This is a genomic window from Acinetobacter lactucae, from assembly GCF_013344765.1.
In the GTDB taxonomy this organism is placed as follows: domain Bacteria; phylum Pseudomonadota; class Gammaproteobacteria; order Pseudomonadales; family Moraxellaceae; genus Acinetobacter; species Acinetobacter lactucae_A.
Map to the genome: position 1 here is coordinate 1 of NZ_JABVBF010000072.1, position 15,960 is coordinate 15,960.

Below are 15,960 nucleotides of genomic sequence, written 5' to 3' on the forward strand. Positions count from 1 at the left end.
TAAATATATTTTCTACCACGAGACATTTTCTCTTACTGCTGATAAAGCTAAAAAAGAGTTCAATTTAAGACTAAATAAACTTCCAGCACACAACTCTAGTGACAACTTATATTTTTCATAAATAAATCAACTGTGTATTCGACCCAAGTACTAATCTCACTCTCCGAAATTGTATAATTAGGGTGTGTTAGGCATTTTAGGTGGGCATCACTTCGTAATAATGCCAAGAATATATTTGCTGCTATATCAGCAGAAGAATTTAACTCAATCTCATTATTCTTTTGAGATTTTTCAAGATAACCCGCAATAATATTTGCAAGGCGTTGTGGGCCAACTCGAAAGAATTTTTCAGATAACTCGGGAAATCTAACTGCTTCTGCAATACAAACTCTAAAAAATGCTAATCCTGAATGCGATAATATAAAACATAGATAGGTCTTTCCAATCTCGGTTAAAGCTGAGCGTAAGTTTTCAGCTTTTGTCTCGACCAAAATGATTTGCTCTTGCATATTCGTGCATTGACGCTCAATCACCGCAGCAAACATCGCTTCTTTATTTTTATAGCAACCATACATGGTTGCTTTGGAAACCCCTGCTTCCTTTTGAATCATGTCTGTCGTTGTGCCACTAAAACCATGAATCAAAAAAAACTTAGTTGCCGCATCCAGAATTTTTTGATCTTTTTCACTAGCTTTCGTTGAAACAGACATATTGACCTTATAAAAATTTTAGCGATTTCGTTCTTAGTGTAACTCATCGAAAAGTTCAAAATCGAGAATTGACGGAAATTTAATTAGAGAGTAGAGTACCGATCGGTACAGCATGATAAATATCTGCTCCGTGCAATGAATTGATGTTTAAGATTTAAGGTAAAAGATGAATACAAAACCACTCATCGGTTTAGCAGGTGCAATATTTGCTGCAATGACTGTTGAATTTAACAATCGCATCACGAGCATTACCTTAGTCGACATACGTGGAGCTATGGGTATTAGTGTCGACTCAGGTTATTGGGTTAACAGTATTTACGCGAGTGCCATGATTATTGGCATGATCCTGTCCACCAGTTGGGCGGTCATTTTTTCTATGCGCAGAGTTCTTCTTTTTTCCATAGGACTTTGCCTCTTTTCTAGCGTTTTAATTCCTTTTAGTCCAAATATCGAAATATTTTATTTATTGCGTGGCTTACAAGGGCTCGCCAATGGTTTAACCATTCCTTTGCTCATGGCCTGTGCACTTAGATTTTTAGGACCTGACATTCGGCTATGGGGCTTAGCTTGCTATGCATTAACTGCAACATTCTTTCCTAACTTAAGTGCCGCACTCTCTGCATTTTATTTAGATGTGATTGGCTGGAAGATGATATTTTTCCAAACCATTCCTTTTTGTGCGCTAAGCGCTGCACTAGTGTATTTTGGTATTCCCCAAGATCCATTGAATTATTCAAGAATAAAAACTTACGATTGGACAGGCGCTATTTTAGCGATTATTAGCTTAGCGAGCCTGAGCACCATGTTGTTGCATGGCAATCATTTAGACTGGTTCCATTCTCAATTAATTTGTGTATTGGCTTTAATCAGTGCGATTACTTTACCTTGGTTTTTCATTCATGAATGGCGTTATCCAGCACCATTAATTAAACCGCAAATGCTCGAAATACGAAATTTTGCGTATGCAATTTTTGCTTTATTTTGCTTTGTCATTATTGGTATGTCTACAAGCACATTACCACTGAATTACCTCAGTGCTGTGCATGGCTATAAACCGACCCAGACCATGTGGATTGGTTTACAAATTGCGGCATTGCAATTTATCTATATTCCTATTGTTGTGAAGCTTTTAAATCAAGCTTGGGTGGATAGCCGCTATGTACACGGGTTTGGTTTACTTCTAGTCATCGCGGGTTGCCTAGGTGCAAGCCAGCTTGATACGACTTGGAATCAAGATCAGTTTTATTTTTGGCATGCAATCTCATGTTTGGGGCAAACCTGTGTCGTGCTTTCGCTCTTAATGATGGGAACAAACAGCGTACATCCAACCATGGCGATTTATGCATCACCAATGATTAATACCCCGCGTGCCATTAGCGGTGTACTGGGTGTTTGTATTTTGGATTGGATCAATCGGGTACGCGGTGAATATCATTCAACACGACTGATTGAAAATACCGCCCAACATGTTTTCCAAAATATTCAAGGCCCTGTTATTAACCCTCTTACCCCACCTGTACTGACTGAAAATGGCGCAGAACGTGTTTCAGGTGGTTTATCAGCCCTAGATTCTGCGATTCAAGCGCAGCAATCTGTTTTAGTCATTAGCGATCAATATCTGATTTTAGCGGGATTGGCTGCATTTTTATTGATCGTTATGCTGATTTTGCCAGTTCGAACTTATCCGCCACGTATTGCTCTCATTAAGTTAATGAATAGTCATAACTCAGGAAAACCTTTATGAGTACTCTCGAAGCCCAAGATACCACCAACATCGAACCACCCAAGTTAACAAAGGTGCAATATCTTAAAAAGCATTGGGTTATGGTTATCGCATTTATTATTGTTTTAGCATCCATTTTATGGGTTTTAAAACTTATATTCTTACCTTCTTCAATTGTTGAAACAGATGATGCGCGTGTGGATGTAGAGTATTCAACCATTGCCCCTAAAGTATCTGGCAATATTGAAGAAATTTATATTAAAGATCATCAGACCGTAAAAAAAGGCCAACTTTTAGCAAGGATTGATGCGCGCGATTATCAAGCTGCTTTGGCTGAGGCTGAATCTAATTATGCAAAAGCACAAGCTGACGTGAGTGAAGCGATGCTCGCAGTTGATAGACAACCGACTGTTATTCGAGAAACTCAAGCACAGCTGAGAAAAGTAGAAGCTGGAATCAAACTCACAAAAGATAATACGGCGCGTTATGAGCAACTACAGGCACTTGGAGCGGAGTCTAGATTAATTACACAGCAATCTAAGACTACTTTGACTGAACAATATGCTGACTTAGACAGCAGTAAAGAAAAAGTGATTGATGCACAGTATCAGCTCAACCAATACAAGATTCAGGTACAAGCCAAACAAGCTGCGCTTAAACAAGCACAAGCAGCACTTGATAAAGCAAAACTGAATTTGAGTTATACAGAAGTTCGTGCGCCTATTGATGGCATGATTGGTCAAAAGTCAGCTAACGTAGGTAACTTTGTGAGTGCTGGTAATCCATTAATGGTGGTTGTACCTTTAGACCAAGTCTATGTAGAAGCAAACTTCCGTGAAATTGAGCTAAAACAAATAAAAATTGGACAACCTGTTAATGTCTATGTAGATGCTTATAACGTTGAGCTAAAAGGCGTAGTAGATAGTTTTTCTCCTTCTACTGGCGCATTTTTCTCTCCAATCTCTGCAACCAATGCAACTGGTAATTTTACCAAGATTGTTCAGCGCCTACCTTTACGAATCAAGCTCATTGAAAATCAAAAAGACGTTAAATTATTACGCCCAGGTTTATCGGTTTTAGTCTCAATAGATACGAATAAATAGATAGTCTAGATTTTAAAATATGAGAGAAAAAAGAGACCATTTACGGTCTCTTTTTTAATTATGGAGTTATAAGACTTTTCAGCTTAGGTTAGTTAAAACTTGGTGGCGTTCTTTTTTGAGGTGTTTAATGAGTAACAACGAAACCGCGGCACAAAAAGCAGGTATCGCTAGAATGCTTAGAATTTCAAAACTGGATAGATTTAATGACATTAACCAGCCACCCATAATTGATCCAACAATCGACCCAGAACGCCCTACTGCATTGGCCCAACTTACCCCTGTTGCACGGCAATGTGTTGGATAAAAACTAGATGCAAAAGCATTTGCTCCTACTTGCGAACCACTAATTCCTGCACCTACCCCAAACATAGCGAACATCAATAAAGCCGTATTTGCCTGTTCAATTCCAAACCCTAAGCAAATCAGGAAAAAACCACCAAAAACATAAGCCGTACTTAAAATTTTGGTTGCATCCATCTTGTCCATCATTAGGCCTAAGACAATGGCACCAATGGTTCCACCTATTTGAAAAATTGAAGTCAGCCATGACGCATTGGATAAGTTAAAGCCTTCATTGGTCAGTAAAGTAGGCATCCAACTTGAAATCATATAAATAATGAGAAGGCTCATAAAAAAGGTAAACCAAATCAAAAAAGTGCCCAAAGCAAAGCCTTTATTAAACAAATCTTTCAAGCTTGATTTTTCGACTTCATTGACTGTTGGAACCAAAGTTGGTGTGCTATTTAAATGCGGTGCAATACGATGAATAATCTTTTCAATTTTCTCCGTGCTCTTCTTTTTTAGCACTAAAAATCGAATAGATTCAGGTAATAAAAAATATAAGAAAGGTACGGTCGCTAACGGCAATACGCCCCCAATGAGCAAAATACCGTGCCAACCAATATGCGGAAGTAACTGAGCAGAAAGGATACCGCCAAGAGCAGATCCAATGGTAAAACCACAAAACATCATCGTCACTAAATTAGAACGGCGAGATGTAGGCGCATATTCAGAGGTTAAAGTAATTGCATTGGGTAAAGCTCCGCCTAAGCCCAAACCAGTGAGAAATCTCCAAATAATCAGGGTTTGTAAATCTGCTGAAAAAGAGGCAAAAACACTGGCAATTCCAAACATAATGACCGAACCAATCAAAATCGGTTTACGGCCTAATTTATCGGATAACGGCCCGAAAATGAGTGCACCAGCCATCAGTCCAAACAAGCCAGCGCCAAATAAAGGTGCCAAATCGGTTGCTTGCAACCCCCATTCAGCCTTTAAAGCAGGTGCAATAAACCCAACTGCCGCGGTATCAAAACCATCAATCGCAACAATCAAAAAACACAACCACATGATTAATTTTTGCAAAGACGATAGTGGTATTTCATCAATGAAACTTTGTACGTCTATAGAATTTTGAGACATGAGAGCTCCTTTCGCCAATACATTGGCGTATATGCAATCCTTAGCAAAGGTGCCCAACTGTATTTTTTATTTAGGTTGAGCACCTATTTCAATAAATCAGATCAATTTGATTTATTTCACATTCACCGTAATTCCAGTAAGTCCAGTAATGTCTGCACGCATAACATCACCTTTCACTACAGGACCCACACCTTCTGGAGTTCCTGTAAAAATCAAATCACCTGCTTTTAGTTCAAATAACGTCGATAAATTGGCAATCGTTTCGGCCACAGACCAAATCAGATGACTGACATCACTGTGCTGTTCAGTTTTACCATTTACCGTTAAATGAATATCGGCACTATTGATTTCACCCGTTTGAGTAATCGGATGAATTGGGCCAATTGGCGCAGAAAAATCAAAAGCCTTGCCAATTTCCCATGGACGTCCTTTTTCACGCATTGCCATCTGTAAATCACGGCGTGTCATATCTAAACCAACTGCATAGCCATAGATATAGTTCACTGCATCTTCAACTGAGACATTTTTGGCATCTTTACCAATCGCAACGACCAATTCGATTTCATAATGAAAATTTGAAGTTTCAGATGGATATGGAATATCAACCGCATCTGTATTTACCGGAACAATCGATTCAAGGTCATTTGGTTTACAAAAGAAAAATGGTGGTTCACGGTCTGGGTCAAAACCCATTTCACGTGCATGAGCAGCATAGTTACGGCCAACGCAATACACACGGCGTACTGGAAATTTATGCGCTGAGCCGTGAATAAATAGACCCGCAGTGGTCATTGGTTCAAAAATAAATGACATATATGGATTCCTTCTATTAAGTTAATCACGACTCAAAATGCATCAGCCTGCTGTTCAGGCGCTGCTTTTTGAAATGCTTCTAAGGTCATGCAATGTTGGTAAATTTCATTAATGTTTGGATAAGCCGATAAATCGACTTTAAAGCGCTCGGCAGAAACTACTTGTGGAACTAAATAGGCATCTGCAATGGTCGGTTGCTTGCCATAGCAGAACTTTTCGCGATTTTGGTCTTGTTCCAAAATATGCTCTAAAGCAGCAAATCCATCCTGAATCCACTTGGCACACCATGCATTGATTTGTGCTTCATCCAGCCCTAAGTTCTGGCGTAAATATTCAAGAACACGCTTGTTATTTAAGGGATGAATGTCACATCCAACTAATGCCGCAATGGCACGGACCTTTTCACGACCCAATGCATCTATAGGTAATAAAGCGGGTTCGGGATATTGTTCTTCTAGCCATTCGATAATGGCTGGACTTTGCAACAAGTTTCCCGACTCAGTTTCAAGTACTGGTACAAAACCTTGCGGATTTAAAGCTTTAAAAGCAGCATGATGGTGCTCGTTTTTAGCGAGCGAGATATAAGCCGCTTCGTAAGCCAAACCCTTTAGGTTCAACACTATGCGAGTTCGATGCGATGTACCGCTACGGAAAAAGCTATAAAGTTTCATGCCACATTCCCGTGATAGTTTTTCACTGCATCAAGGCAGTTATTGACATTCCAACCATATAACCACTCCATTGCATCATAAAAACGTTCAGTAGGACGTCCACGCCACAAATCATTGCGAACCAAGCGTTGCACACCTTTGGCATGGTAAATTTTGCCCATTTCACGTGAAGACAAAACAATGCGCGCTGTACGTGCTACTCGTGCTTTTTGATAAAGATCAAAAGCTTTTAAAATGTCATGGTCGGTAACACGTAACGCTTCATCTAAAGTTACGGCGTCTTCCATCGCCATACATGCACCTTGCGCCATATATTGCGTGGTTGGATGTGCTGCATCGCCAAGTAATGTCACACGGCCAAAAGTCCATGTTTCAATCGGTTCACGGTCTGCGGTTGCCCAGCGGCGCCAGCTTTTAGGTAACTCAATCAATTGACGAGCTTTCGGACAAATTCCTTGAAAATAAGACAGTACTTCTTCTTTAGAGCCGTCGGTTACACCCCACAGCTCTTGCTCACGGCTATGGAACGTCACCACAACGTTATATTCTTTTCCGCCGCGTAGTGGATAATGCACAAGGTGACAATTTGGTCCGACCCAAATACTGGCTGCATTCCATTTCAAGTCTTCAGGAAACTCGCTTTCAGGTACTACAGCACGATAAACCACATGACCTGTAACCAATGCAGGGTCACCCACATAGGTGTCACGCACAACAGATTTAACCCCGTCCGCACCGATAAGTGCCTGACCATGATATTGTTTCCCATTTTGATCGGTAATCGTTACGCCAGCATCATCTTGGTCAACTTTTTGAATATGACAATTAGTGATAATTTCTAAGTGGCCGTATTGTTTTGCGCCTTCAACCAATGAACCATGAATATCAGCACGGTGAATCACCGCATATGGGTTACCAAAACGTTCACGGAATTTTTCATCGGTTGGAATTTTACCGACTTGATATTCATCAATTGCATCATGCATGACCATATAGTCGGTATAGACCGCTTTACTGCGAGCAATCTCACCAATTCCTAGCGCATCAAAAGCATGAAATGCGTTCGGGCCTAATTGAATACCTGCACCGATCTCACCAATTTCAGGGGCTTGTTCAAAAACTTGTACTTTAAAACCTTGTTTTGCCAAAGCGAGTGCAGCTGCAAACCCGCCAATGCCGCCACCAGCAATTAATATCGGTTGTTGAGTATTTGACATGATTTATTTCCTTATAAAATATCCTATTTACTGGCGCTCACGCACAGAGTACAAACCCAGTTTCCGTTGTAAGGGCGCTTCATCTGCAATAAACAAATAACATGGTTGATCTGAGGTATTGATTAAATCAATATGAGAAAAACATGGTGCACATGCTGTATCAGCTTTATTTAAATTGAAATCTTTCTGATCAATTTTGACTTGGAGCTGACCGTCAATCACATGAAAAATTTGGGCAGTAGAGCGCGGTTGGAGCTGTAGCATTTCATTTGGTCTTAGCATTAAAGCTGAGTAACCAATAATATTTTGACAGTCATCGCCAGTTTCAGGATTGATGTAAGTCACCTGAATTGGGGCTTGATGGTTTTTATCATCTGCAAGCGCGTGCAAAACTTTTTTGGTTTCTTTCCAAGAGTAGCGCATGATCGGATACGAGGCATTTTCACGGTTAAAATGTGCAGTTGGTACAATACCCGTTCCATAATGATGGGCATTTCCAGCACTGGTCACTTTTTGGATTTCACCCGGTTGTACATAAGAAGCTTCCATGTAATAAACCAAAGGTAAATCCAGCACATCTAACCAAATGACAGGCTCATCGCCATCATGTCCATGTTCATGCCAAAGCCCTGATGGCGTAAGGATTAAATCCCCATGCTCCATCATGCATTTTTGACCTTCAACCGTCGTATAAGCACCTTCACCTTCAACAATCAGACGCACTGCATTTGGGGTATGTCGATGTGATGGCGCCCACTCTTTTGGCAATAAAAGCTGCATGCCAAGATACATGACCGAACTGGCTTTCATATTTTCCAAACCATGTCCGGGATTGGCTAACACCAATACACGGCGTTCAGCTTTTTCAATCGGTGTTAACTCACCTGCTTCGAGCAATAAAGGTTTAATATTCTGAAAATACCAAGCGGTGGCTACGGTTTGCGGCATCGGTTTATGCGGGGGCAATACATTGCGTAAACTTGGCCATAAAGGGACTAAATTTGATTCTTCAAGTTGACCAAGATAACGTTTTGGCAAGTCATCTAACGTTGCTAACTGTTCCATTTCAGATCCTCTATTTAAGGCCAATTTGTACAAGAATGCTTTGTACTTTTACGACCTATTCTTCCTTGATCATCAATGTAGCAATCGAAAATTGTTGAATCCATGCACAAAAAGCAATAGTCTGTATTGATAAAATCAATACAAGGAAGTTAAAGTGTTTGATCTTGATACTCGGCTTTTACAAATTTTCTTTGAAATTTATAAACATAGCAGTGTGTCTAAAGCTGCCGAACAGCTTGAAATTGGACAACCGACTTTAAGTATTGCGTTAAATAAATTACGTGAGCATTTTCAAGACCCACTTTTTGTCCGTATTGAAAATAAGATGCAACCTACTGAGTTATCTAAACAAATATATCCGCTGGTTGTAGAAATTTTGAATCGACTAAAACTGGTTCAAAACTACAATATTGAATTTGACCCACAGACTTCAAATTATCAATTTAAAATCAGCATGACTGATATTAGTCATCTTGTTTTATTACCTAAACTGATCAATTATTTACGTGCCCATGCCCCCAATATTCGCCTAGAAATTGTCCCAATTGATGCCAATACACCAGTAATGATGTCAAACGGTGATATTGATTTGGCTATTGGTTTTTTGCCTCAGCTTGAAGCAGGTTTTTATCAGCAAACGCTTTTCCAACAACGTTATATTTGCATTGCCAGTAAAGAACACCCAAGGCTTACAGGCACCACCCTTTCAGACCAAGAATTTCGCCAAGAGTTACATGTCGATATTTTTGCAACTGGTGGACACTATGTGCTGGAGCATGAGTTACAAAAACTGGGAGTAAACCGAAATATCCTGGTTCGTTTGCCAAGCTATTTAGGAGTTGGCTTGGTTGTTCAAGACACAGACGCGATTGCGACCATTCCTCATTATTTAAGTCAGGTGCTTTTAGTCAGAGGTGGTTTAAAAGTTTTAGAACCGCCTTATCATTTTCCAACTTATAGTGTAAAGCAGCATTGGCATGCACGAGTTCATCAGACACCAAGCAACCAATGGTTAAGAAGAGTATGTTTTGAGCTTTTTTCTGAATAGAATATTTAAACAGACACCATTAAAAGTCTAATAAAAATAAAAAGACTTTGCATAGATGAATAAAATTTCACTACACAAAGTCTTTATAAACGCTTTTTTAATTAATCTAAATTCATGGCAACCGATCTGGTTGCTTTACGCTTTCGCGTGACAAACAACCCGCAAATGACCACCAATAAAGTGACGCCTAAAGATAAAGTGGTTTCATAACTATAGGCTGGTGACAAGAACATATAACCTAAAACAGTCATAATCACTAAAATTACAAACCACGTTAACCACGGGAACAACCACATTTTAAAAGATATTGCTGCTCTTTCTTTTTCCAATTTATGTCTTAAACGTAGTTGTGAAAATGCGATCACTAGGTAAACCAGTAATGCGATTGAACCTGTAGTGGATAACAAGAACCCAAAGACTTGCCCAGGAAACATATAGTTGACCGCACAGCAGACCACACCAATCAAAGTAGACAAAAACACAGCAGAAGTCGGTACACCTGCTCTATTAATTTTTGTCACAACACTCGGTGCTTCCTGACGTATACCTAAGGCAAATAACATTCGAGACGAGGTATAAACTGCGGCATTCATACAGCTTGCAACCGCAATAAAAACAACCGTGTCCATAATGAGTTTAGTCTCGGGAACATTCAGACTCATTAATACAAACTGAAAGGTGCCAAATTTTTGTAAGTCTGGCGAACGCCAATCGACCAAAGCAACCGCAAGAAAAATCGAAACTACAAAGAATAAAATAATTCGGTAAAGCACCAAATTGGTTGCACGTTTAATTTTTTCTTCTGGATTTTTAGATTCGGCCGCTGCAATAGAAAGAATTTCTATTCCAAAAAATGAAAATGCTGAGATTAAAATGGCTGATAAAACACCGCCCATTCCGTGTGGCATAAAACCACCATTTGAAAATAGGTTACCAACGCCACTGACATTTGTTGCTAAAGGCCACATTCCAAATACAGCCATTGCTCCAATGATAATAAACACTACAATCGCAATAACTTTAATGAGTGCAAACCAAAACTCAAATTCACCAAAGCTTTTGGTACTAAAAAAGTTAGCTAGACTGAGTAAAATAATAAAGGCAAACGCATAAACAGCACTAGAAATTTGCGGAAACCAAGCGTGTAAAATTTCAGCTCCAGCAATGGCTTCAATGGGAATCACCAACACCCAGAACCACCAATATAACCATCCAATGGTAAACCCAGCCCAAGGACCGATGGCTTTACGGGCATATGTAGAAAATGAACCTGTATCGGGTTGCGCTACCGCCATTTCTCCCAGCATGCGCATGACCAAAAAAACTAAAATACTTGTAATTATATAAGCGAGTACGGCAGCAGGTCCTGCTTTAGCAATTGCCGCAGAAGAGCCTACAAATAAACCTGCGCCAATAACACCACCAATACTAATCATGGTGACATGTCGATTAGAAAGTCCTTCACTTAATTTTATTGTTTTATCATTGTTCATATTCGATTCCTTCAAATTGACAAACTGATTTTAAAACCGTCTTAAAAAATGTACTTCTCCAACTTGTACGAAACAAAAAAGGGAAAATCAGAGTTTTCCCTTTTTATTGATTAATTTAATGTAGGCATAGCAAATTGTTTGGCTTCACGAACTTGCGTTGAAGGCCAACGTTGGGTAATGGTTTTACGGCGCGTATAAAAACGCACACCATCTGGGCCATACGCATATAAATCACCGAATAATGAACGCTTCCAACCACCAAAGCTATGATATGCAACTGGTACAGGCAATGGCACATTGACCCCAACCATACCGACTTGAATATTGGTCGTAAAATAACGTGCAGCCTCGCCATCACGAGTGTAAATACATGTTCCATTACCATATTCATGGTCATTAATGAGTTGCATTGCATCTTGCATGGTTTGTACACGAATGACCTGTAAAACAGGGCCAAATATTTCTTGCTGGTAACTTGTCATGTCTGGTGAAACTTGATCAATTAAAGTTGGCCCGACAAAAAAACCTTTTTCATAACCTGCCGGTTTTGCATCACGACCATCAACAACAATTTTAGCACCTTGTTGCTCTGCACTTTGAATAAAAGCTTGAACCTTATCTTTATGTGCTTGCGTAATGAGCGGTCCGAAGTCATTACGCTCATCTGCATAGTGCCCAAACTTTAATTGCTTCATTTCTTGTTTTAATTTTTCGATCACCACATCGGCAACTTCATCGCCAATTGCAACTGCGACTGATAACGCCATACAACGTTCACCAGATGAGCCAAATGCAGCACCTAATAAAGAAGTCACGACATTATCAATATCGGCATCAGGCATAATAATGGCATGGTTCTTTGCTCCGCCTAAAGCTTGGCAGCGCTTACCACTCGCCGTTGCCGTGCGGTATATGTACTCCGCAATAGGCGTTGACCCAACAAAGCTAACCGCTTGAATTTTAGGATGATGCAACAATGTATCAACTGCCTCTTTATCACCATTTACAACACTAAAAACACCATCAGGCAATCCAGCTTGTTTTAGAAGCTCCGCTAAAAATAAGGCAGCAGAAGGCGCTTTTTCTGAAGGTTTTAAAATAAAACAGTTACCGCAAACAATCGCCATTGGGAACATCCACAATGGAACCATTGCGGGGAAGTTAAAAGGCGTAATACCTGCAACCACACCTAGCGGTTGGAACTCACTCCACGAATCAATATCTGGGCCCACATTTTTTGAATATTCGCCTTTTAAAAACTCAGGCGCACCACATGCATATTCAACATTTTCAATGCCACGTTGTAATTCACCTTTAGCATCATGGCAAATTTTTCCATGCTCTTCGCCAATGAGCTCACAAAGCTTGTCAGCATTTTCTTCGAGTAATTGCTTAAATTTAAACATGACACGTGCACGTTTAATCACTGGTGTATCACGCCATGCTGGAAAAGCCTGCTCTGCAATTTGAACCACTTTGTTGACCAGCTCTGCGTCTGCAAGTGCAACATCTTTAGTACTCTCACCAGTCGCAGGATTATAAACAGGCTGTTTCTTGGTGGTTTTAGTGACGAGTCCACCATCAATAAAATGCCCTACCACTTTAACGGTTTGCTGACTTGAATCGGTGTCTGTGTTGGCAACCGTGTTATTGTCAAAGTTCTCTAAAGTGTTCATCTTTATTCCTTGTGTCTATTCATCTTTTCCAATTAAGTTCTAAGTCGATCAGTGTTATTTGACTTGGTAAATTGCCTCACCGACAGCATCCATGAGTCGTTGCAACTCTACTTCCGTGCTATTAAACATTGGACCAAACTGAAGCGTGTCGCCGCCAAAACGCACATAGAAACCCGCTTTCCAAAGCTGCATGCCAATTTCAAAACCACGAATCGTCGCATCGCCATCACGGGGTGCCAATTGCACAGCACCAATCAGCCCACAGTTGCGTATATCGATAATATTTGGAGCGCCTTTTAATTCATGTAAAAGTTTTTCAAAGCTTGGAGCTAAAGCAGCCGATTGATAAATTAAATTTTTCTTCTCTAAAACATCTAGTGTTGCTAAGGCCGCCGCACAAGCTACTGGATGCGCCGAATAGGTATAGCCATGGGTAAACTCAACCGCATGTTCAGGTAAATCTTGCTGCATAAAGGCATCATAAATTTCATGGCTTGCCACCACGCCACCCAGCGGAATAGCGCCGTTAGTAATTTGTTTGGCAAAATTTAAAATATCTGGTGTCACGTCAAAATATTCTGAAGCCGTCCATTTCCCCATTCGCCCAAAACCAGTAATGACTTCGTCAAAAATAAGTAAGATATCGTGTTGATCACAGATTTCTCTTAAGCGTTTTAAATAACCAGTCGGCGGCACAATGCATCCTGCCGAACCAGAAACAGGCTCTACAATAACGGCAGCAATATTCGAAGCATCATGTAGCTCAATTAACTTAAGCATTTCATTGGCAAGCTCTACACCACCAGTTTCAGCACAGCCTTTGGTAAAACTTAAATCGGGCTGTAAAGTATGTGGTAAGTGGTCTACATCCATAAGCTGACCAAACATTTTTCGGTTGCCACCGATACCACCTAGGCTTGTTCCCGCAACGTTTACACCATGGTAGCCACGTGCGCGACCAATCAACTTGGTTTTGCTTGGTTTGCCTTTAATTCGCCAATAGGCACGCGCCATTTTAATTGCGGTGTCGGCAGACTCTGAACCTGAGTCGGTAAAGAACACATGCTGCAATTTTTCAGGCATATGTTGAATAATTCGTTCAGCCAATTGAAACGATAATGGATGACCAAACTGAAATGCTGGAGAGTAATCCAGCTTTGCCAACTGAGTACTCACGGCTTGCTGAATTTCAGGAAGTGTATGCCCTGCACCGCAAGTCCACAGACCTGATAATGAGTCGTAGACTTCACGGCCTGCACTATCAATTAAATAAGATCCTTTAGCACCAACAATCATGCGTGGATCTTTATGGAAATTACGATTTGCGGAAAATGGCATCCAATGCGCTTGATAATTTAAGCTCATCTGAGCATTTGATTGAACGGTTTCCGATGCAGAATCACCATCAGTTAATTTGTCGATATCAAACATAATCACTCTTCTTGTTTTGAGGCTATTTTTTGAGTGTACAGAGCGACATAGTTTTGATAAATTCAAATTATCTTGAGTTTAGATTTAAAAAAACAAAACTAAATGAAACCTAAAAAATTAAATCAAGTCACTGATTTTGATATTAAATTACTTAAAGTATTTAAAACGGTTTGTGACTGTCACAGCTTTACGTCTGCCGAAAGTATTCTTGGCATTAGCCGCTCTGCAATTAGTTTGCATATGAGCGATTTAGAAAATCGTTTGGGCATTCGGTTATGCCAACGTGGCCGCGCAGGGTTTGCATTAACTGATGAAGGACGGGAAATTTTAGAATATATAGAAGTGCTCACTGCTTCTATCGAAGACTTTCGCTCTAAAGTCAATCAAATGCATAATCGTCTAAAGGGTGAGTTTAATATAGGTATTATTAATAACCTCGTGACCATGCCAAGTGCCTACATTACCAATACGCTGGCACAACTTGCCGAAGAACATTCTGAAGTGATTATTAACATTAGCATGAGCACCCTTTCAGATATTGAATGCCGTGTGCTAGACAACCGTTTACATGCAGGAGCAATTCCCCTTGTGACTCCGCTGTCTGGCCTAGACTATTTTGATTTATATAGCGAAAGTTCATTTTTGTATTGCGGTAAAAACCATCCCTTGTTTGGCAAATGTAGCAAGATGGATTTAGATGAATTAAAAAAATGGCAAGCTGTGCTTCCCAATTATGCGATCACACCAGAAGCAGCAAAGTTGCACCAGCTTTTAGATTGTAAAGCGACAGCAAGTGATCGAGAAGGAATTGCATTTCTGATTTTAACTGGAAAATTCTTGGGCTTTTTACCCGACCACTATGCAAAAAAATGGGTTGAAGATGGTTTTATGCAAGCTGTTTCAAAAGAAAAAATGCACTACAGCACGCCTATTTGCTTAATTACTCACAAAGGCAAAAACCATAATATTATTTTAAAAACCTTTATGGATATGCTTGAGAAGCGGGTTGGACGTTAAAAAAAGAAAACTTTCTTCTATTTAGACTTACTTTTATTCTGCCCACCACAATTTTTCATTACCATTTTCATCTATATCTACCCAGACTGACCAAAAAGGGCAATACTCATCACTGTTAAGCATAAACCACGCATGTACACCACCAAGACCTTCACAAGACTCCTCAGATATAGGAAAAATTAAGCTAAATTCAGATAAAATACCTGAAATTTCATCATCTAATATTTTATTGTTTCTAGCTAATTTTAGTTTATTTTCTAAAATTAACTTCCTCAACATATTGAAAAAAAATTCTTTTTTCAAAGCAAAATTATTTATTAAACTTACGGATAAGCCGATATTCCGTTCTAAGCTGTCAATTGCATCCCATAACCATCCTAAATGATGATACTTAGCTTCTTGAAAATTTAACATATAGTCAACTTGATCATCGCTAAATTGAAAATTATTCATGGTATATCTACTTATCAAAATTTAATTTCATACTTATCCTTACTTGAAATATTTTTCAAACTTGGATTATTTTTTATTTCTAAGGCCTATCGAGCCTTTGGAGTTACCGCAGAATTTG

14 protein-coding genes are annotated in these 15,960 nt (G+C 39.7%); 4 read left to right on the forward strand and 10 right to left on the reverse strand.

The annotated features are described in order from the left end of the window. Nucleotides 1–95 precede the first annotated feature (95 nt). Nucleotides 96–710, reverse strand: a complete 615-nt coding sequence (locus HUN22_RS09140; RefSeq protein ID WP_174728345.1) for a TetR/AcrR family transcriptional regulator — start codon at nucleotides 708–710, stop codon at nucleotides 96–98. Between the two features lie 166 nt (nucleotides 711–876). On the opposite strand from HUN22_RS09140, the gene HUN22_RS09145 reads away from it, so the two are divergent. Both HUN22_RS09145 and HUN22_RS09150 read left to right on the forward strand, forming a co-directional pair. After that, the gene (locus HUN22_RS09145) at nucleotides 877–2,454 is read left to right on the forward strand and encodes an MFS transporter (RefSeq protein WP_174728348.1); all 1,578 of its coding nucleotides are present in this window, start codon (nucleotides 877–879) and stop codon (nucleotides 2,452–2,454) included. After that, entirely contained in the window at nucleotides 2,451–3,536 is a 1,086-nt protein-coding gene (locus HUN22_RS09150) for an HlyD family secretion protein (protein WP_174728351.1), read from the forward strand. The genes HUN22_RS09145 and HUN22_RS09150 overlap by 4 nt, the downstream gene beginning before the upstream one ends. 78 nt (nucleotides 3,537–3,614) lie before the next feature. Here the strand turns inward: HUN22_RS09150 and HUN22_RS09155 are convergent, their stop codons facing one another. The 5 genes from HUN22_RS09155 to HUN22_RS09175 form a co-directional block, all read right to left on the reverse strand. Beyond that, entirely contained in the window at nucleotides 3,615–4,958 is a 1,344-nt protein-coding gene (locus HUN22_RS09155) for an MFS transporter (protein ID WP_174728354.1), read from the reverse strand. A gap of 111 nt (nucleotides 4,959–5,069) precedes the next feature. Next, complete coding sequence (locus tag HUN22_RS09160; protein ID WP_174728357.1) at nucleotides 5,070–5,771, reverse strand: fumarylacetoacetate hydrolase family protein; 702 nt, start codon at nucleotides 5,769–5,771, stop codon at nucleotides 5,070–5,072. A 32-nt stretch (nucleotides 5,772–5,803) separates the two neighbouring features. After that, nucleotides 5,804–6,442 (reverse strand): maleylacetoacetate isomerase, encoded by a 639-nt coding sequence (gene maiA, locus HUN22_RS09165; protein ID WP_174728360.1) that lies wholly within the window; start codon nucleotides 6,440–6,442, stop codon nucleotides 5,804–5,806. After that, a complete protein-coding gene (locus HUN22_RS09170) occupies nucleotides 6,439–7,659 on the reverse strand; it encodes a 3-hydroxybenzoate 6-monooxygenase (protein WP_174728363.1) in 1,221 nt (406 codons plus the stop codon). Before HUN22_RS09170 ends, maiA begins: the two co-directional genes overlap by 4 nt. A 27-nt stretch (nucleotides 7,660–7,686) precedes the next feature. Then, the gene (locus tag HUN22_RS09175) at nucleotides 7,687–8,724 is read right to left on the reverse strand and encodes a cupin domain-containing protein (RefSeq protein ID WP_174728366.1); all 1,038 of its coding nucleotides are present in this window, start codon (nucleotides 8,722–8,724) and stop codon (nucleotides 7,687–7,689) included. Between the two features lie 154 nt (nucleotides 8,725–8,878). Between HUN22_RS09175 and HUN22_RS09180 the strand changes: the two genes are divergently transcribed. Next, a complete protein-coding gene (locus tag HUN22_RS09180; RefSeq protein ID WP_013197793.1) occupies nucleotides 8,879–9,772 on the forward strand; it encodes a LysR family transcriptional regulator in 894 nt (297 codons plus the stop codon). A 101-nt stretch (nucleotides 9,773–9,873) separates the two neighbouring features. Here HUN22_RS09180 and HUN22_RS09185 read toward each other — a convergent pair whose 3' ends face one another. The 3 genes from HUN22_RS09185 to HUN22_RS09195 form a co-directional block, all read right to left on the reverse strand. Further along, nucleotides 9,874–11,265, reverse strand: a complete 1,392-nt coding sequence (locus HUN22_RS09185; protein ID WP_174728369.1) for an amino acid permease — start codon at nucleotides 11,263–11,265, stop codon at nucleotides 9,874–9,876. A 110-nt stretch (nucleotides 11,266–11,375) separates the two neighbouring features. Continuing rightward, nucleotides 11,376–12,941 (reverse strand): CoA-acylating methylmalonate-semialdehyde dehydrogenase, encoded by a 1,566-nt coding sequence (locus HUN22_RS09190; protein ID WP_174728372.1) that lies wholly within the window; start codon nucleotides 12,939–12,941, stop codon nucleotides 11,376–11,378. A gap of 54 nt (nucleotides 12,942–12,995) precedes the next feature. Continuing rightward, a complete protein-coding gene (locus HUN22_RS09195) occupies nucleotides 12,996–14,378 on the reverse strand; it encodes an aspartate aminotransferase family protein (protein ID WP_174728375.1) in 1,383 nt (460 codons plus the stop codon). Nucleotides 14,379–14,474: 96 nt separating this feature from the next. On the opposite strand from HUN22_RS09195, the gene HUN22_RS09200 reads away from it, so the two are divergent. Continuing rightward, nucleotides 14,475–15,389, forward strand: a complete 915-nt coding sequence (locus HUN22_RS09200) for a LysR family transcriptional regulator (RefSeq protein ID WP_174728378.1) — start codon at nucleotides 14,475–14,477, stop codon at nucleotides 15,387–15,389. A 33-nt stretch (nucleotides 15,390–15,422) separates the two neighbouring features. On the opposite strand, the gene HUN22_RS09205 is transcribed toward HUN22_RS09200, so the two are convergent. Further along, nucleotides 15,423–15,842: a DUF596 domain-containing protein gene (locus HUN22_RS09205; RefSeq protein WP_174728381.1), complete on the reverse strand. Its 420-nt coding sequence runs from the start codon at nucleotides 15,840–15,842 to the stop codon at nucleotides 15,423–15,425. Nucleotides 15,843–15,960: the final 118 nt, after the last annotated feature.